The following is a 25,774-nucleotide window of genomic DNA, read 5'->3' on the forward strand; positions in this document are numbered from 1 at the left end:
GACTGGGAGCAGGAGCCAAACGTCAGCTCCGCTCATCGTCGCAGCCTGCAATCGAGCGTCTTGGCGATAGCCGAACCTTCGCTTACGCGCGCTCGTTGTCCCGCCATCCAGGCACGCACCCCATCGCCGACGCGCTATCGGGACCAATCTCGATAGAAATTCTGTCGCGCAACGCATGTCAGGCGATCCTCGTGAAACATAGCGGATGCCAATTTGCAGTTTTCCTCAACGTAGTTCAGCCAAAGTCCGTCATCCTTGCTTGGGTACCCAAAATTGATCTTCTTAATAACCTTGTCTCTATCCCCGCCCTCATATGTTCTCGCGACAAAATCTACCGCGTGATAAAAATCACTCAGGTCGTCGTTCAACGCGAAATATTGCAGCTCTCTTTCCCGGGCCCGTGTAACAGCTTCTAGGCAGCTCCACCTGTCGATACCAGCCTCCTGTCCCGGACTAGTCGCATCAAATGCATCTTGGCAATATTTTTCCTTGTACTTTATCCAATTTTGCTGAGCAGTTACGAGCAGATTCTTATGCTGATAGGTTGTCTTGGACAGGAGATCCTTATATGCGGAATTAAGCTTACCATCCGCCTCGGCGTAGTTACTTTTTGCGCACGCCTCAAGCTGTTCGGTAGCCGTGCTGTCGCAAATCTTGCTGGCTACAGACACCCCACATAGCGTCAGCCCCAAAAAAAGTGCGGCAAATCTTTTCATCCAATCCTCGTCTCTGTCCCAAGGTGTAACCATGGAACGATGGCAAACGCCTTGTCTGCACACTCAATCAACCCGGGAAGTTGGTAAGCTGTCACAGCAAGCGCTACCGATGCCCATAAAGTCATTACAATGAAAAGTAACCTTAGTACTCCCTTCGAATTTTTCTCCTAGCATTCGGACTGTGAACGCCTTGTCACCGTCGTCGCCACGAAATCACTGTTGCTCGATGAGTTCGTCGATGCGATGCTTCATCGCTTCCCGGAGACAACGTTCATCAGCATTACATGCGTTCCGTTGCTTAAGCCAAGATCGTTGACCCTCCCCAAGCTGCCGTTCATTTCCGCCAACAAACCTTATCTTTTTTAATGCCTGGGAAAACGCTTCAGCGACGCTCCGGTCCAGGCCAGACAACTCCGCAGAATGGCATATTGCCACCTCGGCCGCCTTCTTCGCAGAATCGCAATCGAACGACGGCGTGATGTCTACGGGCCGCACTTTCACCAGCATCAAGATCGTTTCGTCGCGCCAGCGCAGGTACATCGTGCCATCAGGAGTCAAAGCAATCCACGCACCATTTACAGGGATAAATTTCGCATCCTTGTACAACACGCCCAGATCGCCTTGCCACAATCCATCAGAGCATATGAGACTGATCGCGGTTACAGACGCACCTGCATCGACTGGCAACTTATAATCGCGCATCGGGCTAGCGTCCGATGCCGGGGGGAATCCATATCCCCCAATGCTGGCAAACATAAGATCGCGAAAATTAAGATGGGTGGTTTTCAAAGATGTCACGTCGCAATCATCTTTGAAGTCATAGGCGTCGTCCGTTACTCGATTATTTTCAAATTTGAATAACCGCCACATCAAACGGGGATCGTTCAACCCGTACTCAAGCGTTCGCCCAAGCGCCGTGTTTACATGAACTTCCCGCACTTGCCAAATGCCGGCCAAATTTCCAGGGAGCTCGTACGCTCGCGCAATCCCACCTCCAAATGCAACCCAACAAAGAGTAATTGACAAAATTAACGCCAACCATCGTTTCACACAAGCCTCCGGCAATCAAATCTGTTTTTTTACTCAGCGTGGCGAGAGCGGTTGACTATGAAACTCGTATCGACCCGTGGCATATAAGGTAACTTCATCAGCCCGCCTTTTTACCAAGCCGTCGTACACCTCGCCCCCCGAAATAACATACTGCTTGATCTTATTCATAGCTTGATCGGTTTCCCCAGCGTTGACAAATGACGTTACGCTCCCCCAGCCACCACCGGGATTGTATGCATAGCTGACCAGCGCATCGAATTGGTGTTGTTGCAGACCTACCTTGACCGCGTCGCGCACCATTTGCTCGTAGTGAACCACTGTCTTCCTCAGCAACTCAAGCTGCTTGTCATCAGTTAGGTCTACCAGCGTAGCATTTCTTTTGCAGAACGCTTTCGCTTCTTGCCCGGTTAGCGTGGCGGCGCTCGAAATAGCTCTCGCCGTCGCTTCGTCGATTCCAATCGATTTCATGTCTTGCGCAATACTCTCCGCGGAGCGAGCTTTCATGTCATATCCCGCACCGAGAGTCACGCCGCTGGCCCCTCCGGGCCAATGTAGCTTGTTTGTCACGCCTGCCAAGGCTTCCTGTTTAAAGATGAAATATATTCCGTTCTCCGAAATGGATGTGGCGCGGGCTGTTACATAGTTCCCTACCAGCGCGATCGGGTGAATGTGGTACACAGTCGCGGTGCCAGGGAACCCAGCCACCTTTCCTTTAACGTCGCTCCACCACTGCAGCTTCTTGATACGCTGCAACTCGCACTTCCAGTTCTCCTGCGCATTCTTCATGAGCGGCGTAAGCGCCTCCCAGCGCGACATGTCGCCACCCCATTCACTCTCGTACCGAAGAATCACATGCGAAAGCTCTGAGGCAAGCCAGCGTTCGCGCATGGCCTGTTGGAGTTTCCCCGCCGTCACGACCGAGCCCGACGCCGCATTTGCGCTGCTGTGCTCCCCGCTCGACAAGCGGCTCACCGTCTTTTCGAGGTGCAGCAACAGAGCACTGCCGTTCACCGCCTGCGCCGAAGGTTCGAACTCCTGTTGCTCACTCAAGTTGGCCGATCCAGTGAGAACAAGATTGCGTCGGAACGCATCACTAAGATTGATGCCTGTCGCGTCTACGACCGAGAAGCCCGGCCACGCCCACGGGCTATCCCACTGCGTCCCCGGGTGCGTCTGTTCGCATACCCAACCCGATGATTGACTCCCGTCGGTAGTGCCGATCGACACTTGCCACCAGTGAACGCCATGGTCGTCGGTCGTTCGAAAGGCTCCGTCCATCGCATCAAGCTGAACACGTGAGTACGCGACCGCGTCGCTATTTGCTGGGCCTGCTGCCTTTTGCAATTGGAGAGGAAAGTCTTTCCATCCGGAAACGGCACCTGGCGAGCCTTGGAGATATTTCCGCTCGATCCACACAGGATTCCCGTGATTCACTTGGGGAACGTCTTGCTTTTGCTTTGGCCGTACCCTGACCCAAGGTCCAGTCTTGGGGCTATCCGGGGTTGCCTCAATCTGAAACGTCGCCGTGATTTGCGGAACAGTGACATCTGGCGTAGCCACTTCGCGCACGAGCTTCGCCCCTGCCTGAATGGTCAGGATCGCTTTTCGCTGGTCCGCGGGCAACTGGGCCGCGCGCGCCCGGCTCTTGGCAAGGAATGCACCAAACTGCTCCCCCGCGAAGACCTCAAGATGCAGCAACTGGCGAGCAGGCTTGGGAGGCAGTGGCGTGGAGCGGCCATAGTCGTGGTACTCGCCGATCTGGCCGAGCAGGGTCCCCGCCTTTACCCGGATCGGTTGCGGGGGTATCACAACGCTGCCAAGCGGCGCGGGTTCGGTAATCGGGCGATGGTCGTGCAGGCGAATCCAGCCCCAGTCGCCCTGTGGCGTCACCGGGGCATGGCCGGCGGTGTCGGAGTCGGGGCGTTGCCAAGGCATATTCAAATCGTCGGAGCCAAAATCGCCCCCGCTCGTCGGGCTAATCATTGCGCCCGCGCGAACCTCGTTGATATGCCCCCACTCTCCGCGACGCTCGCCTATCGTGACTTCGCTGCCTTCCGGCAGAAAGCCAACCTGCTGGCCGGCTGCGAAGCGGCCGTGCTTCCCCGCCTTCGGGGCCGTCCACGCGAATGCTCCAGTGGCACCGCCACCTATTTGATGATCGACGCCCTGAATCCGGTATGCCTGAACGCCAAGCCACCAGCCGGGCGCGTTCAGGTGACCATCCGTCAAATAGGTGTTCCAGTCAGCCATGTGCATATACAGGCTGTAGAACTCGAGAATCTCATCCGCAGGTTGCGCCGCGACCGTACTGCCAGGCGCTGGCGGCAAAGCCATACGGTGCCGTACGAGCACGAACCCCGTCGAATACATCGCCCAGCGCTGACTCTGCGTAAAGAACAAGTGCGGATATCCGTCATCGACCCGGTACGCGACGATTTCCCCATCCGCAATACACCGTACACCGTCACCCTGGTACAGCCGCGATGCCGTACCTTGGCCGAAATGGACCCCGCCGTGCGGAAAGCCGTTCACTCCAAGCGGAAAGAAACCATCATCCATCGCGCCAAAGGCTTCGTAGAACGCGTGAGGGTCAAGGATTTCCTTGCGGCCTCCATCGGGAAACGGATAACTCCATTGGAGCGGTGGGACTTGCGACGGAGCTGCGGCTGGTGCAGCAGCCGGTGCCGTAGGCGAAGGATTAGCTGGTGTCGTCATGCGTCTAGATCTGGGTAGAGGGTCATCAGTACAGCCGGACCGCTGCAATCACGAGAGTCCGCGTTAGCCAGAAAAGTGGGACCAGTGATGGGGCTCCATGGGGGCTTGCCCTCCAAGGAGTGAGCCCGTCACTGTCTCCGAAGACGCACCCGCCTTTTCCCACGACGCACACTTCTCTGTGATCTGGCCCGACGTGCCGTTTTCGATCTGGTTCGCATTGATCTTGATGTACGAGCCACCCGCACCGATCCAGATCTCTTTCGATGCGGACAGGACCAAACGGCCGTCCGTACTGGTGATCGTGAGATCCTTCAATGCAGCCAGTGCCATCTCATCGCTTTGCGCCTGAATTTGAATTTTTCCCTTTGCCGCAAACAGCTTCATGCCGGCGTTCTGCACGAATAGGCTCAGCTTCTCGACCACCGTCGCGATGAACGACTTGCCTGTCGCTAGATGTGTGCTCTCACCGCTGACGATGTTGATCTGCTGATTGGCGGTAATCTGTGTCGATTGCTGCGTCGAGAGTCCGATGCCTTCTGGACTGGAGAGCAGCATGATCGGCTTCGCGAATCCATTGGCGTTGCCTGTCCCCCCGCCCGCAGTCCGGCCGCCCGTAGCACTCCCTGGCACGCTGTGCTGCGTGACATCGGTGAATGACCTCAGCGCATCGTGGCCAGCTTTCAGAGTCTCTGCGTTGCTGCCGACGCTGGCCTCCAACAGCGCCTCCATGACACTCTCTGCGTTGACGAGTTGCTCGCTTGCTGCGCTCGCGCTCAACGGCTGGCTGTTGGCTGCGGAGTGGGTCGAAACGTACAGTCCCCGGCTCGCGCGAATGGCGCCATACGCTCCCGACTTCAGGTCGAAGCCCGAGCCGAGGTACGCCCCACGCGTGTTATTCGCATGCTCGACGAGATAACCCAGGTGCAGATGCGAATCGGCGCTCGTCGAGTACAGATGGACGCGATTCTGTCCCGTGGAGTCATCCATCACGAGCTGGTTGTAGCCACTACCGCCGTACTCCTTCGAACGGAATCCCGATAGCAGCCCGTTCGTGTGCCATATCGGCGGCGTCTCCCCGCCATGCATTCTGCCGAGAATGACTGGCCGGTCGCAGTCGCTGTTCATGAAGCCGACCAATACCTCGTCGCCCGCCCGCAACGGAAAGTGCCCGCCACGGCTGGAACCCGCATCGGGAAACGACGCTCGGACCCAGCACGATGCCTTCTCATCCTTCCCGTTGCGACGGTTCCAGGGAAACCACACCTTTACGCGGTTGAGCTCGTCCGTGAAGACTTCTTCGCCCTCTGGTCCAGCGACGACGCCTGATTGCAATTGCATGACAGGCTTCTCATGCTCGAGCGGGCTGCGGAAAGGCGTGCGGCGTCGCTGAGCCTCGATCTCGACTTGAAAGAAACCCTCGCTGCCATCGTTATGCTTGACGATCACCCCGCCGTCGCCTGCGGCAGCGACACCCGCGATTTCCGTTCGCAGGCTCTCCGGGAAATCCGCCACCTCATTCATGCCCGGCAGATTGTTACGCATCGCCCAGGTTGTGGAGAGAATCACGAACTCGCGATCGCCAGGAGTACCCTGATCATGCACAGGATGTCCGGTGAGCACGAACCGGAATCCCGGCATCGCTGAGCGCAGACTACCCACGCCATAAAAGCGCTTCGATTTCGATTGCCACGCTTCGAGCCGCACCACCGCCTGGTCATCGCCCCGTTTACTGTCGCCCCAGGTGTAAGCGCCGGTGTAGTCGTACACCTCGCCTTGTGACGGAACCGAATCGTTACGGCTTACGTCGCCACTGACGTGCTTGGGCCAATCCGGACGCTTGTAGTCAAACGTGCTCGTCGTCAACGTCGCGCTCTGGATCTCCTGCTGCTCCTTCCATTGCGTGAGGCCATCGACCTCTTGACGCACACCATTGCGGAAGAATTTGACTGTTTCCTGCTTGAGCTGTGGCGCAAAGTACAGATCGTCCATCAACACGAGCGTGTGCGACTTGCCGTCTTCGGCTTGCTCGAAGCCGCTGAACACCCCCGCTTCTTCCAGGCTGCGATGAACGAAATTCCAGTCGTCCTCCCACTGCACGCGGTACGAATACGAGGGCATCGACCGGCGCAGGTCGAAGCGGTACGCACCGCGCGCTTGCGGATGCTCGTTGAAGACATCGGCAACGATCTGCTCGCCGACTTGCTCCTGCCAGTCGCGCATATCGCGACGCAGGCGCAGGAAGTACATCCACGAGGAAAACCGCAACTGATAGAACGTGAGGTATCCGTCCGAACCCAAACGGGATGCCGCATGCACGTAGCCGTGATGCGGCTGATAAGAGCCGTCCGTTTGCTGAATCCAAAGGGTGATGGCCTCGCCGATCAAGGCTTTCAGCTCGATACGATCGCCCCGATACGAGAAGCTGTCGACGACGAATTCGTAGTCGCGCCCGATATGCGAAGTACCTTTTGCATGCAGAGGAAACAGCCAGTCCTCGCCCAACGACGTATCGAGTTTGAGCAAGCGATTTCGCTGCGCGCCACCGCTGTAAACCGCATCGAAAAGCCTGTTCGAAGCCATCCCGCGTTCCTCGTTCTTAGCCGGTCGGACTATTCAGCAGGGGACGAATTCTAATTCACGGAAGTGTAAAAATCGATAGCAACATCATTCGAAACATCACGATAATATACAAAATGTAAATTCTTCTTACGCGATGCATTTCGGGTTATCAATTTTCAGGAAAGTAATGCCGAATTCTTTCCACCAATGAAATTGGCCAGCAACATTTACTTTTTATGCTTTTCGTTTGCCCCCGAGCAGTAGTCACCTACCTAGCAGCACACTGGGCCACCGCGCTCTTGACGAACAGAATGGGAGATATCAGTCCACGGACTTTCCTCGAAGCCTGTTGGCTCTGCGTATGGGAGCAGGTCACTCGCGAAGTAGCTCGATCCAGGAATCCTACACGCCGACAGCCCTTACTCGCCTCGACAATCTACGTACTGTCTCGTGTCTTGGTTCAAGCGGCTATTCGGCTGGTGATTCGTCAGCGATCGTCAACTGGCGATCCTGGTTAGAAGATTCTGGTGCTGCCGCAACATCACCACGAGGCAGTATCATTTGCGACCTAGGCAGCACCATCCCGCATACGCTCGTCGTCGGACATCCGCTGCTGCTCTGTATTTCGCCGCAAACGTTGCTGGCGAAAGGTAATTCAGCGCGCTGCGCGGCCGTTCTTCGTTGTAGTCCTGGCGCCATGCCGCGACGAGCGGAAATCCAAGAATCAAAATATTTTCTTCCTATACTCGTAGGCGGACGCCCCGTCTACCGAGTCGAGGAAAGACTGATGTATGATGCGACGCCCCGCGGATGTACTCCAGCAGCGCACGAAAAAACTACGAGACAAGCACCGGTCCAGATGCAAACCATGTACGCCCACATCGCAGGTGAGCTCCGCAAACTGACCCTACCATCAGTGCACGAAGAAGTGCTCCCTGGCATCTGTTGGGGGGCGTTCGATGAGCTGATGACCCCCGCCTATTGGCGCGGGCAAGCTTGGCAACACATAGAATCCGGCACCTTCTGCGATTTTCGCCTCGGCCGCTCGCTTGAGGAAGAGGTTGCTGCGTGTCTGCTTGGAGGCTGGGGGATGCCAGCCGAGTTGGCCTTGGCTGCCTATTCGCGCGTTCGGGAGCGAAACCTTCTTCGCGCGGGCACCACTGCGCAAGATCTCGAAGAAGCGTTGAGTGAGCCGTTCACTTTTCAAGGTCGCGAGCGCAAATACCGATTCATCCGACAGAAGGCGCGGTATCTAAGCGGCTGCCTTGAGCAACTGGCCGGCTTCACTCCGCCCGAGGACGACATCGCTTTTCGAGACCGGTTGAATGAGCTGCCGGGCATCGGCCTCAAGACGGCCTCATGGATTGTTCGCAACCTTCGCCCGCAGAGCGAGGTTGCGATTCTGGACATTCACATTCTTCGAGTTGGCCAATACCTTGGCCTGTTCCCAGAGGACTGGCAGCCAGAGACGCACTACCTACAGCTCGAAGCGCGTTTCGTCGCGTTCGCTCGCGCAATCGATGTCTCTGCAGCCACACTCGACGGTCTCATGTGGGACCACATGCGCCGTCTGTCCGCCGTCATGCGGAAAACTCGCGTGCAGTCCGAGCAACTAGAGCTCTTCGCAGACGACAGCGCCAGCGTCCACTAACAAAACCGTGCAGGTCAGTCTTGTACCGGTAATCCGATTGCAGCGGCACCGACGGCAAGAAGCTGCTCTGCCGAAGGAAGGGCTGAAACGACCTCGTTGCCGAGTAGCCCCAGCGGGCAGAAGCCGAGTCCGAACAGCTCGGCTACTAGCGCTAGCGTCTGAAGCGTAGCGCCGGCGTCGCGCCAAACGAGCGTCTCGCCATGCGCGTACGCACTCATCGGACGAGCCATGTCGGCAACGAGCGTGAGGAACGCCCCACTCGCGCTGGGAAGTATACGTTGGCATTTACTGATCCATGCATCGCGCGCTTCTGCCGAAAATGAGAGCTTCTCGAGCATGCACGAATCGGCATTGACGCGAAAAACGGCCGACTCGTTGAATAGCAACACCGAGATTGGATGGAGTGCGCCGGCCGATAGTGATGGACGGCGGCTTCGTCGCAGCGTGTCCCCTTCTTTCCAAAACCGAGGCGTCAGCGCGAAAAGCAGCGCGCCAACCGTCAACTCCAGCGGGGCTAGCAAGAGCGCGCGAGTGGAGCGGCGTTGCTCGAACACGTCGACGAACCCCCTTCGTGCGGGAGCGCTGAATGGTTCGAACGGCGTGCTCGATTCAAGCGGCCACGCGTAGTCCGAATACGGACCATCGCCTAGCGGTCGTGGGTCTTCAGTATGGGTCAAACCCAAGCTCCTCGAGCGTCTCGTAATGCTTTCTGCAGCCACGGCACATCCCGCAAGCTTCATTGGCAACGTGACAGGAGTGAGCCCATGCGAGCAAGTCGCTTGAAACGCCAGACGTCTTGATGAGTTCCGCGCCGTTCAGTCTGATAGCGGGAGCTTCGAGCGTTATCCCGCCTTCCTGGCATCGCAGCAATGCACTCATGGCTGCGATGAACTCAGGCTTGCCGTCCGCATGGATGCCATCGGTCCGAAGTGAACCTATCAGAAGCTTGTTCACATTGAGCGTGACGACCTTCATCGCAGCCAAAGTGACCAGCATCTGGTTGCGAAATGGCCACCACTCCGATACAGGAGCGAGCGTCGCGGGCGCAAGGCCCGCCATGTCGCCGCTACCCAGTGCGCTCAAGTCGGCTTCAATTACGTGGTGTTCGATGTTCAGCACTTCACACACTGCAGCTGCGGCACGTACCTCCGCCTGGGCTGCGCGCTGGCCATATGCCACCGTGATGCCAACTTCCGGACGCACCCAGTAAGCGATCGCGACCGAGTCCATACCACCAGACAGAAGAAGTGCGGTCCTCATGCTTTCCACGCCGTGTAATGTAGCGCCGTCACAAAGTCGAAGAACATGTTGCAGTCCGAGCCAACAACCATTTTCAGGTCTTCTCCATTGACGGCCTGGGCAAGGGCATATACGGGGATGTTCTTCGCGCGCGCGTAGCCGACTTCGAAGACGGTGCCTGCGTCGAGACCATCGAGAATCGCGAAGACTCGATCACAGGAGTTCAAGGCCTCGATGTCCTTCGGACCCACCTCGTGGGCAGGACCTCGGCCGATGTCGTGAACTGGAGAGAACACCTCTAGGCCAAGCTCACCCAAGCAACGTCGCGCCTCGTCCACGAGCCATCGTTGTCCGAGATTGAAGAACGGACTGGCCAGATAGACCCTCCCGGAAACCGTGGACGCAGGCTTGCGCCGAATCTCTGATAGCTCGTGAGCTGGGGCTGCAGGCAAACCCATCGTTTCCGCGTATTGCGAGACAGCGCGCGAAGCAAGTTCTGCCGCGGCAGAAGGGCTGGCGTGATGTACCGCCCATTGCGCAGCGAAGATGGCAGCAAACACGTCGCCCGAGCCGATGGTCCATACCATGTCGCTTCGGTAAGCCGGAATATGCATCTCTGCGCCGCCGGCCGTGTACACGTACGCACCGGCCGGCCCCGACTTGACTACAACGACTTCAGCGCCGCGTTTCAATAGCAACGTTGCAGCCGCCTTCGGGTCAGAATCTCCCGCCATCGCGGTAATCTCACTTCGGTTGGCGACAATCGCAAGATGCTCGGCTTGGCTGCCGTTATCTCGGAAAGGTTCCGGATGGAATGCAGATTGTGGGTCGTAGACGCACCATTTGGCGTCCACCTTCCCAGAACCCTCGAGCATCCCGAAACGCAGCACCACCTCGGCGTTAACTTCGATTGACTCGTGCGCGTGAATGCGCGCGAGAGCCGGCCGAATGACAGGCGTCGACATGCAATGCACATATTCAAACGAGATACCAGTCCGAGCGGCAGTTATGACCAGGTCGAATTTGTACAGTGTTGCCGCTGTCTTGAATTCGGTTTCGACGTCCGGGTGCGCGTAGGTGTGCAGCGTCACCTTGTCGACGTGACTGACCAGTGTGGTCGCCGCTCGCCCACCAGAACCGAAAATTTGGTCCCATACAGGCCAGATACAATGTTCATGATAGACGCCGCCAACGACGGTAATTTCGCTTTGCCTCACGCCAGTCGCACCCGCACCTGGCAGGAGCCACCCTGGATACCCAATACCTCTGCGACGTACCGACGACCGCTCTGGATGCACTCGATAAATTGAAGCATGGAGCGCGAAGTAATAGACCCGACGATTTGCCCGGTGTTGTCCTGCGCGACGAGCCGTTGCGGCGGCCCCGCCATAAACACCACTTCGAGCAGGGTGCCCGGTCCCACGTTACGCAATGCAGCCGGCGAAACTGAGTTGAGCGACGTCACTTCGTCAATGACGCACGGGTCATCGACGACGCCTCCACCACTACCACCTCCGCTCCTCTTCGGATCCAGGACAGGTGCCTTTGGTTCCGGCCGCCAATCACCACTTCCTCCACCGCCTCCAGACATACTTCCCCCGCATTTTTTGTGTGGATGTTAATAGCCTATCGAGAGCATTATGATGTAAAACGTTTTCGACCCCAGGCGCCGGCGTATATGCATCGCTGAAAGACATCGCCTGCGAAATTTCTTAAAATGGAACTCTCGACCCGCCAGTCTAAATTTACTAACTATTTTTTAGTAGCTGTAGAAAGTGACAGGTTTCCGAGCAGAGCAAGGCGTTAATGGAGACAATCGGCCGAAAAATAACCAGAGCATGCTCTTCTAATCCCGGGACCGGGCCTTCAGTTGCTACACCTTCACTGAAAGCGCCAACGCTCCGGTCGCGAGATAGAAGCGACGGCTTTCGAGGATGAAGCGGCCGCCCGAACGGCTGCCTAACCATCTCGCCCTATGTCTGAGAGTGGCCGGCTACTGACTAGCAACGGCCAATGATGAAATTTCCGGCCAGAAATAGGGGTGCTAGCAAAGCCGCGGTCATGAACACCCATGAACACGTGAATCAGCCCACCGGAGCTTTATCCGGCACCTTTGGAGTAGCAGTATCGTGGCTATAAATAAGAATGGCTAAGCTGTTATAGAGAAGCGCAGAATCCGCGCCAGTCCGGAACGATATCTGATAGTCCACCGCAGCGCCAAGGAGTGACCGTGGCTGCGCATTGGGAGCATTTCCATCACGACGCTGACATCGGCGTGCGCGGCCTCGGCGCTACGCTCGATGAAGCCTACGCGCAAGCCGCCCTTGCACTGACGGCCATCGTCACCGATCCCGCCCTGGTACGCCCCATGCAGTCGGTCGGCATCGCGTGCCACGCCCCCGATCGCGAATTGTTGCTCGTCGACTGGCTCAATGCCGTCACCTACGAAATGGCCGTTCGCCACGTCGTATTCAGTCGTTTCGATGTGGCTTTGAAGCCGCAAGGGCTGACGGCACACGCCTTCGGCGAAGCACTCGATCGAGCCCGGCATCATCCCGCCGTCGAACCGAAGGGCGCGACCTACACTGAACTCATCGTGCGCAGCCAAAGCGACGGTACATGGCTGGCGCAATGCGTGATCGACGTCTGAGTGGGGGTACGCATGAACCTCTCCCTCCTTGAACAGCATAGCGACTTCGAGTGGCACATTCCCGCGACCGGCAAGATGCGCGTGCCCGGCATCATCTATGCAGAGCGCGGCTTGCTTGAAGACATGGATAACAAGGTCTATGAACAGGTCTGCCACGTCGCCGCACTGCCGGGCATCGTCAGCGCGTCGTTCGCCATGCCGGATGCGCACTGGGGCTACGGCTTTCCGATCGGCGGGGTCGCCGCGTTCGATCCCGAAGCTGGCGGTGTCGTCTCGGCCGGCGGAGTCGGCTTCGACATCTCGTGCGGCGTCCGCACGCTACATACCGGCCTCGTCCGAGCGCAAGTCGACGCGGTGAAGGCACGTCTGGCCGATACCTTGTTCGCGCGCATTCCAGCCGGTGTGGGCAGCACCGGCCCCGTGCACCTGTCGGCAACGAAGATCGACGACATGCTGGCTGGCGGCGCCAAGTGGGCCGTCGATCAAGGCTACGGCACGCAGGCCGATCTCGAACGGATCGAAGAGCGGGGCATGGCGCATCACGCCAAGCCTGCCGCCGTGTCGCCTCAGGCGAAGAAGCGTCAGCGCGACGAAATGGGGACGCTTGGCTCGGGCAACCATTACCTCGAAGTGCAGGAGGTCGACGAGATCTATGCGCCGTCGATTGCCGAGGGGCTTGGCTTACAGCGCGGCCAGATCGTCGTGTCGATTCATTGCGGCTCGCGTGGGCTCGGCCATCAGATCGGCACGGAATTCCTCCGGGAGATGGTCGTTGAGGCCAAGCACTATGGCATCGATCTGCCCGATCGCGAACTCGCCTGTGCACCGATTCAATCGGAACTCGGCCAACGCTACCTGGGCGCCATGCGCGCCGCGATCAACTGTGCGCTGGCGAACCGCCAGATCCTCACGCATCTGGCGCGCGAGGCGTTCTCGAAAGTGCTGCCGCAGGCATGTCTGACCCTGCTCTATGACGTCTCGCACAACACGTGCAAGGTCGAACACCATCTCGTCGACGGCAAGACGAAACGGCTCTTCGTGCATCGCAAAGGCGCCACGCGCGCGTTCGGCCCCGGCCATCCCGACCTGCCCGACTCGATCCGCGATCTGGGGCAACCGGTACTGATCGGCGGCAGCATGGGGACGTCGTCGTATGTACTCGTCGGCTCGAATGAAGGGGCGGATGAACGTGCGTTCGGCTCCGCTTGTCATGGTGCCGGCCGCAACATGAGCCGCACGCACGCTGCCGCGCGCTGGCGCGGACGAGCGATCGTCGAAGAGCTGGCGAGCCGCGGCATTCTGATTCGGAGTCCTTCCGATCGTGGCGTAGCCGAGGAAGCACCGGGCGCGTATAAGGACGTTCAAGCCGTCGTCGATGCTGCCCAAGCCGCAGGCCTCGCACGCAAGGTCGTACGGCTCGTGCCCGTCGTCTGCATCAAGGGATAGTGCACCGCCCTCATCAGACCCTACTCGTCCTTATTCGTCGACGTCCGGCTCTTCCGTTTCCAGGATCGCCAGCACATGCGCCGCCCTGCCGTGCAATTCGTAGTGGGGCGTGCGTTGCAGACGCTGGTCGCTTCGGCGCCAGGTGTAAGCGTCGAGCACTTCGGCGCTGGTCGCTCCCGTCGACATGATCCTCTCGATGACATCGTCCTCGAGCGGCCCGATGATGTCTCGGATCTCGGTTGCCGTCGCCGGCGACGAACTTGATGAGTGAGGGTTCATAGGGCCTCCATCCAAAGCGCGCGTCCGCGCTCCGCCAGCATAGCGCATCGCCAACCTCACGCAAGCCGCCGCCATCACCCGCGAACCAACAGCACGCCGTCTGCGCCCTGTTCGACGCGCGTACCGAGCCTCTCGCTCTCGCGCGCAAGCGTCGTATGAAGCCACGCCGCGCCTTGTGCCGGCGCGCAGCGCAATTGCATCTGCCGGATTTGCATCGGCACTGCCTGCAGCTCGATCAACGTTCCGTTGCTACCCTCGACGCATACGAAGTACATCAACGCCAAATCGGGCCGGTAATGCTCTTCTCCGGCGATGCCTTCGTAGTCGTTCAACAGATCGCCGCAGCCATATAGAACGAGTTTGCCCCGGTAGAGCTCGACGCCTCGCACATGGTGTGACGAATGGCCGTGCACGATGTCGACGCCACCTGTGTCGATCAAAGCATGGGCAAACGCCCGCTCGTCGTCGCCGACATCGAACCCCCAATTGCTCCCCCAATGCAGCGAGACGACGACCAGTTCACCCGGGCCGCGTTCGGCCGCCATGCGTCGTCCGATCATCTCCGCACGGCTTACCGTGATTTCCGGCACATAGTTCACACCGCTTCGATGCGCCGTGGCCGCCCAAGAGGCCGGCACACCGCTCGTCGGCGCGCCGAATGCGTAGACCCGCACGCGCAAGCCACTTGCCAGCGTAAGGACTGCGGGCGCTGCCGCTTGGGCCTGATCCTTGCCTGCGCCCGCCGCTTGGATGCCCGCGCCGCGTAGCGTCGCAAGCGTGTCGTCGAGCCCTTGGCGCCCCCAGTCGAGCGTATGGTTGTTCGCCAGCACGCAGCAGTCGACGCGTGCACTCGTCAGACAGCCGATGTTGTCCGGATGCATGCGGTATAGCACCGCCTTGTTGGGCCAGTAGTCGGCGCTTGCCGTGACCGCCGTTTCGAGGTTGATGAGGCGGATATGCGGCTGCATGCGCTCCAGTACGGCCAGCGCGTCGCCCCAGGGATACGCATCGCCGATCGACGCGGGCAGCGCTCCGTTCGCCTGCTCGGCCAGTCGCACGTAGTCGCGCGCGGAATGGCAGAAATTTTCGTAGAGCTGAGGATTGCCGGCGTGCGGCAGGATGGCGTCGATGCCGCGCCCCGTCATCACGTCGCCGCTCAGAAAGAGGCACGCGTACGGCACCTGTTCCTGTTGCACGACATCCACCGCGTTCATCGCCGGAATAGCCAGATCAGGATCGTCAGCACGACTGAAATGACGAGGCAGGTGACGATCGGAAGATGGAAGCTGAAGCCCTCGCGGACGATATGGACATCACCGGGCAAACGACCGAACGGTATCCGCGCGAGCCAGCGCCAGGCGAGCCCCGCCACGAACAGCACGATGCCGCTGATCAGAAGGATGCGTTGCATAGCGCGCGATGAGCAATGGCAACCGGGAGGTGCCGACTTGCATAGCGTAGCGCGTGCCGCGTTCGTGTGCTTGCCCCCTTTCTCCCACAGCGCACGCCGACTCGAGACGGCCGTCGCCGGCGCCGCCTCGATACCTGAACGTTACGGATGCAGCCTTTCGTAACGGGCCAACGCGATCTTGCGGCCAGACGCGGCCGCTGCGAAGGCAAGCACGATCAGGGCGATCGCCAAGCTATGCAGATCCTTGAGCACGCCGGCAGATACCTCCGCCGGCTTCCCAACCTGAGCCAACGTATGATCGATCGTGGTGGCATACAGCGCGATCGTGGCGACCGCGCCGAGCGTACCGAATAGCGACAGCAATTCGGCCGCATATTTGATGCGCGCTTTCTCCGCACGTAGTTCGGGGTCGCTCTTCTGCTTCGCACTCTTGAGCGCGTCGTAGGCGAATTTGTAGCCGACACCACCGATAAAGGCGATCAGCACCACGATGGTAATCGCACGCACCAACAGGGTGTCCGCGTAGCGGCTCGCGGCGATCGCCCCTCCTGCGCAAACGCCCAAGAAAAACAGCGTAGGAAGCGCACGGCAAACGCAGGCGAAGGAATCCTGCGACGGTGGTGACTTCTGTGCTTGTTGTACTTGTTGTTGATCGTTCATAGTGGTCCGCCTCGTTAGCGTGCATGGCGCTGCCGCTCCGGCAGCGCACCGCTTACCGCATGGTTGCATCCAAAGGCGCCCACGCCCTCGGCTTGCGCCCCCACCAGCGCCACATCAGCACGACCATCGCAACGATCACCACGAGCACGAACACGCTGCCCTCGGGCCCCGTCGCGCCGCCGCTCAACAGCGGGTGACCAAGCGGACGCGAGACGAACAGAGCGCCCGCCGACATTTCGCTGCTATCGGCCGTGCCGTAGAAGTACGACTCGCCCCAGTCCCATGCCGCGTGAAAACCGATCGCCCACCACAACGAACCCGTGTACCAGAGCGACAGGCAAAACACGAGGCCGATCAAGCCGGCGCTAATGAGCCCGACCGGCGTTTCGCCAGGGTTCACACCGTGGATCGCGCCGAACGCTACCGAGAAAAAGAGTGCCGCCCCCCAGAAGCCGAAGCCGCGCGCGAGCGTGTATTGCAGATAACCGCGCAGCAACGATTCCTCGAAGAGGCCCGTCGTGACGAACATGAGCCCCCACATGGCGCCGTACTTCCAGAGGTCGGAGCCGTGCGTCGTCGATGCGTCGATCTGCAGGAAGCCGCCCTTCCAAAGTGCGAGCACCAGCAGCGAGATCGCCACGAACCCGGCAACCAGGCCCGATACGAAGCGCATGATGCGCGCCTTGCCTTGCAGGCCATAGGCCAGCAACGAGCGGCGTTCGATCCGCGCGAGCACGGCGGTGGCAATCACGACCGACACCAGTTGTATGCCTTCCATGGCCAGTCCGACACCGGGCGTGAGCACATCCGTACGGGAAACATGGGGCAGGAAATACCGGGAGGCACGGCCAAGCGCGAATATCGACAACGCGAACACGCCGAGGAACAGCAGCATGCTCGACACGGCGCGCCTGCGATTGCCGCCCACCAACAGCCAGCGTAATCCCTGGCTGCGCGAAGCAACAGGCAGTGCATCACCCTCGACCGGGGGCGGGGTATAAGTCTCGTCCATGTGTGGCTCCTATAAGTCGTTTTATTCTTCGACGGCTGCCGGTTGTCCAGTCTAGAACATCTAGTGGACATCACGACCGCCACCTGAAAGGTGCCGCATTTTTACCTAGCCGAAAAGAAATCGCTAGTAGAGCAGAACGTTCCGGCTAGTGTAATGATTCAGTCGGAATTCTATGGAAATATTGAAAGCCCCCTTCTCCTACGGAACAAGAACAATGAAACCTCTTGTCGCCTGCATCGCGGGCCTTCTGTCTGTTGCGTCGATCAGCGCGTCTGCAGAACCCATGGTGCTCGCCTACTATTCGGATTATTCGAATAATTACAATTCTCTGACGCGATATTACGGCAACTTCAACGCTGCCTCGGTCGACTTCTACAACATCACGAAAGATGGGGTCGTCGCGGGCAATGGCGCTCCGGTGCCCAGCACTGCCCTCGCCTTCCTGAAGGCCAAAGGCATTCCCACTTACGGCTGCGTCTCGAACGTCGATGGCGACTGGAGCCCATCGATCGCGCACGAGGTCACATCCAAGAACCTCGATACAGCCGTGCGCAACCTCGTCGCGTTCGCACAGAACAATCAATTCGCGGGCATCAACATCGACTTCGAAGGGGTCGACCAAGGCGATCGCAACAATTTCAGCAACTTCGTGCAGGTGCTGGGTCGCGCATTGCATGAGCAAGGGCTCAAGCTCATCGTCAGCGTGCCGGCGTTCTCGACGACCGACGAAACGAATTCGGCCAACTATGGCTATGATTTGCGCGCACTCGGCGCCGGTGTCGACTATCTGCAGATCATGACCTACGACGAGACGATCCCAGCCTGGTCTCCTGGCCCTGTCGCCGGCTCCGACTGGATGGAAAACGACCTCGACTACGCCACCTCGCTTGTACCGGCGAACAAGATCCTGAACGGCCTGCCGTCGTACGGCAACGACTGGCCTGCCCACGATTCCGGTACGCAACTCTTTTGGGCCGATACCGACGCGCTTGTGCAGCAGTATGGAGTGAAGCCGAGCTATGTCGGCTCGAACAACTCGGTGACGTTCCGCTACACCGCCAGCGACGGCAGCGGCACGCATACCGTGTGGACCGAAAACGCACGCAGCGTGAAGCTGAAGGCAAGCCTCGTCAATGCGTACGGCCTGGCCGGGACGTCGATGTATGCCCTGGGGATGGAAGATGCGCGCTTCTGGCAAGCGCTGAAGGCAGGCCTCGCGCAGCAATGACGCGAGCGACGCAGCCGGAGCACACCGCTTGCCCCGGCCGCGTCACCGCGTGCGAAAAGCATCAAGCCGCGTCGCGGGTCTCGAGGTCCGCGGTGTTGAGCCAGTTGCTGCGCCCGTCCGTGCCCGAATCGCGCTTGGCGAGCCGCGCCACGCCCACCATGCCCGTCGCCATCACGCTGGGCCGCCCGTCACCGTCGATGAGCCGCGCTTCGAGAAACACGACACTCGACGAGCGCCGCACCGCCCAGCATTCGACGACGGGCTGCGCGGCACGCACGGGCTTCATGAACTGAATCGACAGCTGCACCGTCCCGCAAGTACGACCGCGAAAGTGCACGATGCCCGCCACCGACATCGCGCAATCCATCAAGCCCGCGATGATGGCGCCGTTCAACGCTTCGGTGCCGAGGCCACCCGTGTGTGCGCGCGTGCGACGCACCAGCGCAAGCCGCACGACGCGCTCATCGCTGAGATCGAGCGCCGCACCCAGATGCTCGAGAATCGGCATGGCACCGAGCCGGGCCTGCCACTGCGCCCGATCCTCCGCCGTGCCCGGCACGCTCAAAGCGTCCGCGGCCCAAGTCGTACTCAGCCCCATCGCAGCGCGTCCTCCGTCGCCACCGCCTCGGGTAGTGCCGTTACGACGGGCTCCGCTACCGGCTCCGGCTCGCTCGCGCCCTGGCGGAACGGTGACCAGATGAACTGCTTCCAGTAGCCTTCAGCGACGCCGACCCAACTGCGCAGCGACTCGAGACTGTCGAGCGATTTATCGAGGCTCACCATCAGCCAGCTATAGACGGCCTGGCTGTCGCGGCAGTCTTCGCAATGCCCCGACGTGCAGCACAGCTCGACCGTCTTCAGATCGGGCTTCCAGGTGTTGAACATCGGCAGCGCGGCATTGCCGTTCACGAGCCGCTCGGCGTTGCCCGGATGGTCCTGGCTCACGCTCGGGCACACGTCGTAGCCGAACTCGCCACACCATGCATGGCCCGTCACGATCGCTTCGATGTGTGCAGGGTGGTTCAGCACCGTCTCGGGGTAGAGCTCGCGCACACGCAACATCTCGTCGAGCAAACGGCGCTGATTCAACATGCGCAGCGGATGCCCGGTGTTGTACTTGCTGTAGAAGTTGAACGTGACGACGTTGCCGTTCTCGCGAATGCGCCTCACCGTCGGCTCGATGTACGAGAGTCCATCCTCGGTGACCGCGAACACGAACGTCGCGCGCGGATCGTTGCGATAGTTCTCGAGCGCCGTGTCGAACAAACCCGTAAACGTGCTGCCGCCAGGGCGAATCGCACGCAGTTCGTCATCGAGCGGGCCGCCACCGAACAGCGAAATGAACACCGTCACGTCTTTGAACGGCTCGACGTTGGGCAACGGCTTGAGCCCGTTGGTCGAGATCGACACGTAGCGCATGCCTTCGACGAACGCTTCGACGCGGTTCAAAAACAGAGTCGGCTCGCCGCCGATCAGCAAGGCACAGTTGACGCGCCGTCTGCGTTCGTTCTGGATGAAGTCACGCCACTCGTCGATGCTCTTGACCTCGGTCGCGTTCTGGTCGTGACCGAACTCGAAGAACCAACAGCCTTTGCAGCGAATGTTGCAGGCGTTCGTGAGGTGATACTCCGACGCACGCACGAGCGACGAGAAGCGCCGCACTTCAGTGAAGCGGCGTTCGAGCTCGGGGTCCTGAGCGAGCAGAAGCGGCAGGCGTTCGGCGATTGCCGCTTTGCGCTTGATTTGGAGTTCGCGTGTGGCGCTCATGCTGGCTCCGCGGAAACGCTCGATGCCGCCATCTCGGGCACCACCAGCTTGAGCGCCGCCAGGCGCGGCAGGATCTTGCGCACGAAATGCTGGCGCAATTCACCGTTCGTGGTCTTGCGCAGCCCCCACTTCACGTAAAGCGCAGTGCGCTTGGACTCATCGCGCCCGAACAGCGCGAGGATGTGCGGCCACAGCCGATCGAGCGCATGCTGCGCCTCCTGGCGGCCTTCGTCGGTCGAGCAGGCGTCGCGGATGATCCGAAAGCCGTGCGCGACGTGCACATGCTCGTCCTTGATGATCTGCCTGACGAAGATCTCGCTGAACGGCTCATAGCTGCAATCCTGGAACTCGAGCAGATGTTCGAGCACGACCGCCTCACCAAGGAACGAGAAGATGCCACGCTCCATCCAGTTCTTCACGCCGCGCACGAGCTCGTTCGCGTAGTACGGCCGCTGTTGGAAATGCTGCGCCAGCATGGCGCTCGTATCGACGTTGAGATCCGAAAGCACCGCAGCGCTTAGCTGATAGTGCTGCACTTCCTCCCCCGCGCGTTCGCAGCACACGAGCTTTTCGTAGGCGTTGGGCGCAAGGTTGTAGAACAATTGCGTGTAGTCGTCGGCCCCTGTCAGCTCGCCCTCGGTATGCACGAGCATCAGATGCGTGGCGAGCTTCTGATACTCCTCGGGCATGTTTCTAAAGTCTTCTGGTGTCCTAACTGCATTCTTGCCGAGCACCGGCTCGGGCGCTGCATACGTCGGTTCCAAGTGCATCCCCTTTTCGTTTTTCACCTGCGTTTCAGACGCTCGCCACACCCGCGCGGCGATGCGTGTCGGCCTTGAGGCCATCGACGATCGCCGTCAGATGAGCGAGTACCTCCTCCCGATGGCTCTTGATGAAGAAGTGACCGCCATCGAACATCCGCGTGCAGACGGGCACGCTGGAATACCGCTGCCATTCGGCAAGATCCGTCGCCCACACGAGCGCATCGTCGCGTCCGCCAAGCACGTGAATCGGCACGGGCAGCTCGCGAATCGGGGAACGCCACTCTTCGTGGCTTTGCAGGTCTGCGCGGATCGTGGGTAGGAACATGTCAATGAAGGCCTCCGCATTGGGCAAATCCCGCGGCAGTCCTTCGAGCAGATTCAATTCGCGCACCAGCTCGTCGCGCGGCAAATCATGCAGACGTCGCTGGCGCCGCGACGGCAGGTGCGGTGCCGAGCAGCCCGATACGACGAGTGAGCGCGGCGGCGTACCGACATCGAACAGATGCTTGGTCAGCTCGAGTGCGACCACGCCGCCCATGCTGTGACCGTAGACGATCAAATCGACGCCGACAGGGTTGGCTAAACCGCTCATCACCTCGTCGACGATTTCCGCCATCGTGAAGAGCGGCGCTTCGCGAAAGCGCGCGCCGCGCCCCGGCAGTTCGACGGCGCACACTTCGACGTCGGCGGGCAGCAACGTATGCCACCGGCTGTATGCGGAGGCGCTGCCGCCGGCATACGAGCAGCAGACCATGCGCATGCGCGGCGAACGCACCGGCTTGAAAATCATCAGCGGCGCGCGTCGCGGGCCGTGGGCTGCGCTCGAATTCATCGGGCGTTCGCTCTCAGTCTCGTCGTTTTGCTCTCAGGTCCTTCGACACGGCCCGCGGTCTGGCCCAGGAATCTCGAGCGGGCCGCAAGCTGTCCATACCCATCATGCATGGGACTCTACGAAATGGCAGCTGTAGTTTTTTGCAGGTCCAAATCGTTTGCGTCTTCGTAGTTCTGGCAGCACAATGGGCCGCACTTCGCTCGTTCGAAGCGGGATAAACGCAAAACGGCTCCGATATGCGCATATACGCACCTGCCCGGCCCGTTGTCCCTTGGCCATCCCGATTACCCGCTGGCGATGGCCCTACGACGCTCGGATCATCCATCCGATTCGTCACGGTAGACGGCAGCATGCGCTGTGCCGAGCACGCGGCGATACGCCATGCCGATGAGCCGCCTCACTCGTGCGGCCTGCCGTTCCCAATCAAACACACCTTGTCACGAAGCGTCGGGCAACCCGGCGTCGACGCGGGAACCCGCCAAGTTTTGAAGCGGTGTAGCCCTCTCTCGCATGTGTCCGCCGTAGCATACGGCCACACGCGCAAACACCCCCGTCACGCGCAAACAAGGAGATTTCAATTGGGCATGAGACTGGCGAGGATGAGCGCATCGGCGCGTATGGATACGCCGACGTCCGCGGACGGCTACGTGCGCGTACCGGCCGCACGACTGACCGCGCTGACGCTGAATCCGATCTGGGCGGCCGCCGACGAGGACGTGCTTCTGCAAGCGTGGGACGCGGGCATGCCGGCTTGCCGCGCGGGCTATTGCGAGTGGGTCGATCAAGTGTGGCACCCGCCCATCACGCTCGGCTGGTGCTGGTTCGTCGATCCTCGGCATACCTACCGCCTGTTGCCGCAAAGCGTAGCCGGCAACGTGATGATCGTGGGCCCCAAAGGCTATGACATCGGGCCCGCACAAACCGTGCAATGTCTGGAAGACTGGATTTGTACACTTTCGTGGGGCCAGCACATTAACGCGCTCGCGGCACATACCGACCTGTAGGAACTTGCAGTTTCGTCGCTCCTGCCTATCGACTTTAATGGGTCGTCCACAGGAGCTTGCAAATGTTAGAAACGATGATCGGAAGCGCAGCGAAACTGTCTCCCGGGCTCACCGCTGCGCTCGCCTCCTATCGCCATGCCATCTTCATCGAGAAGCTCGGCTGGCAATTGCCTGTCGTCGACGGGCAGGAGCTCGACCAATTCGATCGCCCGGATACCGTCTACGTCGTGGGTAGCATCGAAGGCGGCGCCGTATGTGCGTGCGCGCGCTTGCTGCCGACCACGCAACCGTATCTGCTCGGCGAAGTGTTCCCATCGCTGATGGGCGGTGCGCCAGTGCCATGCGCGCCGGACATCTGGGAGATCTCCCGCTTTTCCTCCTACATCCTCGGCGAAGATCCCAGTTCGTTGGAACTCGCGCATCGCAACACGCGCGCACTGCTCGCCGAAGTCGTGCGCTTCGCGCATGCGAACGGTGTGCGCCGCCTCATCACGGTGTCGCCGCTCGGCGTCGAACGGCTGCTCAAGCGGCTCAGAGTGCACGCACACCGGGCCGCGCCGCCGCAGCTGATCGACGGCAAGCCCGTGTTCGCTTGCTGGATCGAAATCGACGAGATCACGCTCGCCGCGCTCGACATCGAGCCTGACGTGGCGCTGGAACGCGAACTCGCCGCCTGCTACGCTTAGCCCTTAACCGCTGTCGACGCAAGCGTCCCAGCCCGTACGCCACGCGCGGACGGCCTGGGGCACGTTCATCCTCGAGCGACGCGTGCAAGCCAGCGTTGGCAAAGAACACGGGCATCCGACATGCTGTTCTCCCTGATTCTGTTCGTGATCGTCGCCACCATCACACCCGGTGGCGCAACGACGCTCGCGACGGCATCCGGCACGCGGTTCGGCTTCAGACGCAGCGTCCCGCTGATGGGCGGCATCGCGCTCGGTCTCGCGTCGCTGGCGGCCATCGCGGCCATCGGCCTTGCGGGTCTGTTGCGCGCGGCGCCCGCGTCGCAGTTCGCCATGAAAATCGCCGGCACGGCCTACTTGTTGTGGCTCACCGTCAAGATCGCATCGAGCGGATCGCCCAACGTCAACGCGAAAGCCTCGCAATCGCCGACGAGTTTCGTCGGCGGCGCGTTGCTGCTGTGGCTGAACCCGAAGGGTTGGGCAATGGCGCTCGGTGCCGCGGCCTCGTTCGCGGCCCTCACGCCGAATCCGCTGCGCCTGGCCGTCATTCTGGGTGCGGCATTCGGCGTGGCCGCGATCGTGTCGCTTGCGCTGTGGTGCACGGCCGGCGTGATGTTGAGCCGCATGCTGCGTACCGAACGGCATTGGCGTGTGGCGAACGTCATGCTGGGCCTCCTGCTTGCGCTGTCGATCGTGCCGATCTGGATCGGCTGACACCGGTTCGGCAAACCGCATCATCACTCCGCTGAAACGCACCTCGGCGCAGCGTGCCGTTGCTGGGAACGTAGCACCGGCGCGCGCCCACTCGCACGTCTTCCCATCGCATCAATAGGGGGCGGGGCGGCCTCTCTTGGGCCTCGACCGCACGAGGCATCCGCGTTTGCCGCCAATCACGGCAGATCACTACAGCGATAGCCGGTCTTTGGCCGGCCGGTGCATCGACTGGCTTTTTCGCTCGACGTCCAATGGCATGCTCCTCTAGTATGCGCAATGGATGGTTCGCCAAAGTTTGCCCATAATCCACCAAGACCAAATTCTGGAACGGCCAGTCACGCCGCCAGCGGGCACGCGTTCGCACGGTGATATCGTTTAACCGATCGAACTACGCTACGGAGACATTCTCTTTAAAACAGGCACTTTGTTTCCAGGAAACGGCTAATAGACGACTTCCTCTTGCTAGGCTCGATTGATTCATCTGCGCACCCAAGCCGCGTTGGCTGATCTTTCATCGGAGATTGCTGTGGATGCATGGAGAGAAGATGTAATGACCGACCTGTCACAAGCGAAAGACGCGGAAGAAATCCTTGCCTTCATTTCTGCCCGCGTCCGGTCGCTGGGATTCGATTTCTGTGCGTACGGAGCGCGCGATCCGCTGCCGGTGACGCGGCCTTCGTTCACCCTGCACAGCAACTACCCCGCGAACTGGCAAAAGCATTATGTGGCGGAGAACTACTTTGCGCGCGATCCTGTCGTGCGCTATGGGGTGACCTACACGTCGCCGTTGATCTGGCCCGTCAACGCGCGCACCGACGAAGCGTTCTGGCAGGACGCGAAAGGACACGGGCTCGCGCACGGCTGGTCACAGCCGATTCGCGACAAGCAGGGGCGCATTGCGATGTGGAGCTTCGCGCGCGGCGCCGATCCGATTTCGACATCGGAGATCAGCGCCAGCGAAAGCCGCCTGATCTTTCTCGCGCATGCCGGCCATTCGGCGAGTTCGCGGCTGATTCCGGCTCATGGGCACGGTATTCACGTCGACCACTTCACTGCGCGCGAAAAGGAAGTGCTGAAGTGGGCTGCCGACGGAAAAACCGCCATCGAAATCGCGTCGATCCTTTCCATTTCAGAAAGGACGATCACGTTTCACATGCAGAACATCATGGAAAAGCTCAATTCGGTCAACAAGACGCAGGCCATCGTCAAAGCCGTCCTGCTGGGCGTGATCTATGAAATGAGCTGATGCGGAACATTGCCCCACATATGACCCGCACACGATTTGCACTTTATTTGCACACAATCAAAACAATCCGAGCACCCAAGGCGATTACCGTACAAATAGCGATCAGCTAGCCGCATCTCAACGACGACCGGGCGCGCCATTGCAGCTG

At 60.1% G+C, this 25,774-nt stretch carries 24 protein-coding genes and 1 pseudogene; 8 read left to right on the forward strand and 17 right to left on the reverse strand.

Annotation, left to right across the window (positions count from 1 at the left end):
- Window positions 1-134 precede the first annotated feature (134 nt).
- From D7S89_RS16625 to D7S89_RS16645, 5 genes and pseudogenes are all read right to left on the reverse strand, one after another.
- Window positions 135-716, reverse strand: a complete 582-nt coding sequence (locus tag D7S89_RS16625; RefSeq protein WP_183085236.1) for a lysozyme inhibitor LprI family protein — start codon at window positions 714-716, stop codon at window positions 135-137.
- 213 nt (window positions 717-929) lie between these two features.
- Window positions 930-1,766 (reverse strand): lysozyme inhibitor LprI family protein, encoded by an 837-nt coding sequence (locus D7S89_RS16630; protein WP_147426691.1) that lies wholly within the window; start codon window positions 1,764-1,766, stop codon window positions 930-932.
- Between the two features lie 33 nt (window positions 1,767-1,799).
- On the reverse strand, window positions 1,800-4,481 hold the full coding sequence (locus D7S89_RS16635) for a glycoside hydrolase family protein (protein WP_121278928.1): 2,682 nt from the start codon (window positions 4,479-4,481) through the stop codon (window positions 1,800-1,802).
- A gap of 63 nt (window positions 4,482-4,544) precedes the next feature.
- Window positions 4,545-7,061 carry a type VI secretion system Vgr family protein gene (locus D7S89_RS16640; RefSeq protein ID WP_121278930.1) on the reverse strand — a complete coding sequence of 839 codons (2,517 nt, stop codon included), beginning with the start codon at window positions 7,059-7,061 and terminating at the stop codon, window positions 4,545-4,547.
- A 536-nt stretch (window positions 7,062-7,597) separates the two neighbouring features.
- A pseudogene (locus tag D7S89_RS16645) lies at window positions 7,598-7,750 on the reverse strand (integrase core domain-containing protein); the annotation flags it as partial.
- A 149-nt stretch (window positions 7,751-7,899) separates the two neighbouring features.
- Here D7S89_RS16645 and D7S89_RS16650 point away from each other — a divergent pair.
- Window positions 7,900-8,691 carry an 8-oxoguanine DNA glycosylase gene (locus D7S89_RS16650; protein ID WP_183085237.1) on the forward strand — a complete coding sequence of 264 codons (792 nt, stop codon included), beginning with the start codon at window positions 7,900-7,902 and terminating at the stop codon, window positions 8,689-8,691.
- Window positions 8,692-8,705: 14 nt separating this feature from the next.
- On the opposite strand, the gene D7S89_RS16655 is transcribed toward D7S89_RS16650, so the two are convergent.
- From D7S89_RS16655 to D7S89_RS16665, 3 genes are all read right to left on the reverse strand, one after another.
- Window positions 8,706-9,245, reverse strand: coding sequence for a nitroreductase family protein (locus D7S89_RS16655; protein ID WP_147426692.1), 540 nt, complete (start codon window positions 9,243-9,245; stop codon window positions 8,706-8,708).
- Between the two features lie 109 nt (window positions 9,246-9,354).
- On the reverse strand, window positions 9,355-9,951 hold the full coding sequence (locus tag D7S89_RS16660) for a 7-cyano-7-deazaguanine synthase (RefSeq protein ID WP_121278934.1): 597 nt from the start codon (window positions 9,949-9,951) through the stop codon (window positions 9,355-9,357).
- Complete coding sequence (locus D7S89_RS16665; RefSeq protein ID WP_121278936.1) at window positions 9,948-11,147, reverse strand: PfkB family carbohydrate kinase; 1,200 nt, start codon at window positions 11,145-11,147, stop codon at window positions 9,948-9,950. Before D7S89_RS16665 ends, D7S89_RS16660 begins: the two co-directional genes overlap by 4 nt.
- Before the next feature lie 1,013 nt (window positions 11,148-12,160).
- Here D7S89_RS16665 and D7S89_RS16675 point away from each other — a divergent pair.
- Entirely contained in the window at window positions 12,161-12,580 is a 420-nt protein-coding gene (locus D7S89_RS16675) for an archease (protein ID WP_121279029.1), read from the forward strand.
- A 12-nt stretch (window positions 12,581-12,592) separates the two neighbouring features.
- Window positions 12,593-14,026, forward strand: a complete 1,434-nt coding sequence (locus tag D7S89_RS16680) for an RtcB family protein (RefSeq protein WP_121278941.1) — start codon at window positions 12,593-12,595, stop codon at window positions 14,024-14,026.
- A 30-nt stretch (window positions 14,027-14,056) separates the two neighbouring features.
- On the opposite strand, the gene D7S89_RS16685 is transcribed toward D7S89_RS16680, so the two are convergent.
- From D7S89_RS16685 to D7S89_RS16705, 5 genes are all read right to left on the reverse strand, one after another.
- Window positions 14,057-14,305, reverse strand: a complete 249-nt coding sequence (locus tag D7S89_RS16685) for a hypothetical protein (protein ID WP_121278943.1) — start codon at window positions 14,303-14,305, stop codon at window positions 14,057-14,059.
- A 74-nt stretch (window positions 14,306-14,379) separates the two neighbouring features.
- Window positions 14,380-15,519: a CapA family protein gene (locus D7S89_RS16690; RefSeq protein WP_121278945.1), complete on the reverse strand. Its 1,140-nt coding sequence runs from the start codon at window positions 15,517-15,519 to the stop codon at window positions 14,380-14,382.
- Window positions 15,516-15,716 (reverse strand): DUF2905 domain-containing protein, encoded by a 201-nt coding sequence (locus D7S89_RS16695; protein WP_121278947.1) that lies wholly within the window; start codon window positions 15,714-15,716, stop codon window positions 15,516-15,518. The genes D7S89_RS16690 and D7S89_RS16695 overlap by 4 nt, the downstream gene beginning before the upstream one ends.
- Window positions 15,717-15,857: 141 nt before the next feature.
- Window positions 15,858-16,376 carry a hypothetical protein gene (locus tag D7S89_RS16700; protein WP_121278948.1) on the reverse strand — a complete coding sequence of 173 codons (519 nt, stop codon included), beginning with the start codon at window positions 16,374-16,376 and terminating at the stop codon, window positions 15,858-15,860.
- Window positions 16,377-16,428: 52 nt separating this feature from the next.
- Window positions 16,429-17,388 (reverse strand): CPBP family intramembrane glutamic endopeptidase, encoded by a 960-nt coding sequence (locus D7S89_RS16705; protein ID WP_121278950.1) that lies wholly within the window; start codon window positions 17,386-17,388, stop codon window positions 16,429-16,431.
- A 214-nt stretch (window positions 17,389-17,602) separates the two neighbouring features.
- Here D7S89_RS16705 and D7S89_RS16710 point away from each other — a divergent pair, with 214 nt between their 5' ends.
- Window positions 17,603-18,616, forward strand: coding sequence for a glycosyl hydrolase family 18 protein (locus D7S89_RS16710; RefSeq protein WP_245982977.1), 1,014 nt, complete (start codon window positions 17,603-17,605; stop codon window positions 18,614-18,616).
- 61 nt (window positions 18,617-18,677) lie between these two features.
- Here D7S89_RS16710 and D7S89_RS16715 read toward each other — a convergent pair whose 3' ends face one another.
- From D7S89_RS16715 to D7S89_RS16730, 4 genes are read right to left on the reverse strand one after another with little or no spacing between them, the layout of a single operon-like run.
- A complete protein-coding gene (locus tag D7S89_RS16715; protein ID WP_121278954.1) occupies window positions 18,678-19,214 on the reverse strand; it encodes a PaaI family thioesterase in 537 nt (178 codons plus the stop codon).
- Entirely contained in the window at window positions 19,205-20,383 is a 1,179-nt protein-coding gene (locus D7S89_RS16720; RefSeq protein WP_121278956.1) for a radical SAM protein, read from the reverse strand. Before D7S89_RS16720 ends, D7S89_RS16715 begins: the two co-directional genes overlap by 10 nt.
- Window positions 20,380-21,153, reverse strand: a complete 774-nt coding sequence (locus D7S89_RS16725) for a Phenylacetic acid catabolic protein (RefSeq protein WP_245982978.1) — start codon at window positions 21,151-21,153, stop codon at window positions 20,380-20,382. Before D7S89_RS16725 ends, D7S89_RS16720 begins: the two co-directional genes overlap by 4 nt.
- Before the next feature lie 25 nt (window positions 21,154-21,178).
- A complete protein-coding gene (locus D7S89_RS16730) occupies window positions 21,179-21,979 on the reverse strand; it encodes a thioesterase II family protein (RefSeq protein WP_183085238.1) in 801 nt (266 codons plus the stop codon).
- Between the two features lie 584 nt (window positions 21,980-22,563).
- Between D7S89_RS16730 and D7S89_RS16735 the strand changes: the two genes are divergently transcribed.
- The 4 genes from D7S89_RS16735 to D7S89_RS16750 all read left to right on the forward strand — a co-directional run bounded on the left by D7S89_RS16735 (window position 22,564) and on the right by D7S89_RS16750 (window position 25,626).
- Window positions 22,564-22,983: a DUF4902 domain-containing protein gene (locus tag D7S89_RS16735; protein ID WP_245982979.1), complete on the forward strand. Its 420-nt coding sequence runs from the start codon at window positions 22,564-22,566 to the stop codon at window positions 22,981-22,983.
- Window positions 22,984-23,045: 62 nt separating this feature from the next.
- On the forward strand, window positions 23,046-23,669 hold the full coding sequence (locus D7S89_RS16740) for an acyl-homoserine-lactone synthase (protein WP_121278962.1): 624 nt from the start codon (window positions 23,046-23,048) through the stop codon (window positions 23,667-23,669).
- A gap of 120 nt (window positions 23,670-23,789) precedes the next feature.
- The gene (locus tag D7S89_RS16745) at window positions 23,790-24,380 is read left to right on the forward strand and encodes a LysE family translocator (protein WP_121278964.1); all 591 of its coding nucleotides are present in this window, start codon (window positions 23,790-23,792) and stop codon (window positions 24,378-24,380) included.
- 550 nt (window positions 24,381-24,930) lie between these two features.
- A complete protein-coding gene (locus D7S89_RS16750) occupies window positions 24,931-25,626 on the forward strand; it encodes an autoinducer binding domain-containing protein (RefSeq protein WP_121278966.1) in 696 nt (231 codons plus the stop codon).
- The last annotated feature ends 148 nt before the right edge of the window (window positions 25,627-25,774 follow it).

Source organism: Trinickia fusca, from assembly GCF_003628145.1.
Classification (GTDB): domain Bacteria; phylum Pseudomonadota; class Gammaproteobacteria; order Burkholderiales; family Burkholderiaceae; genus Trinickia; species Trinickia fusca.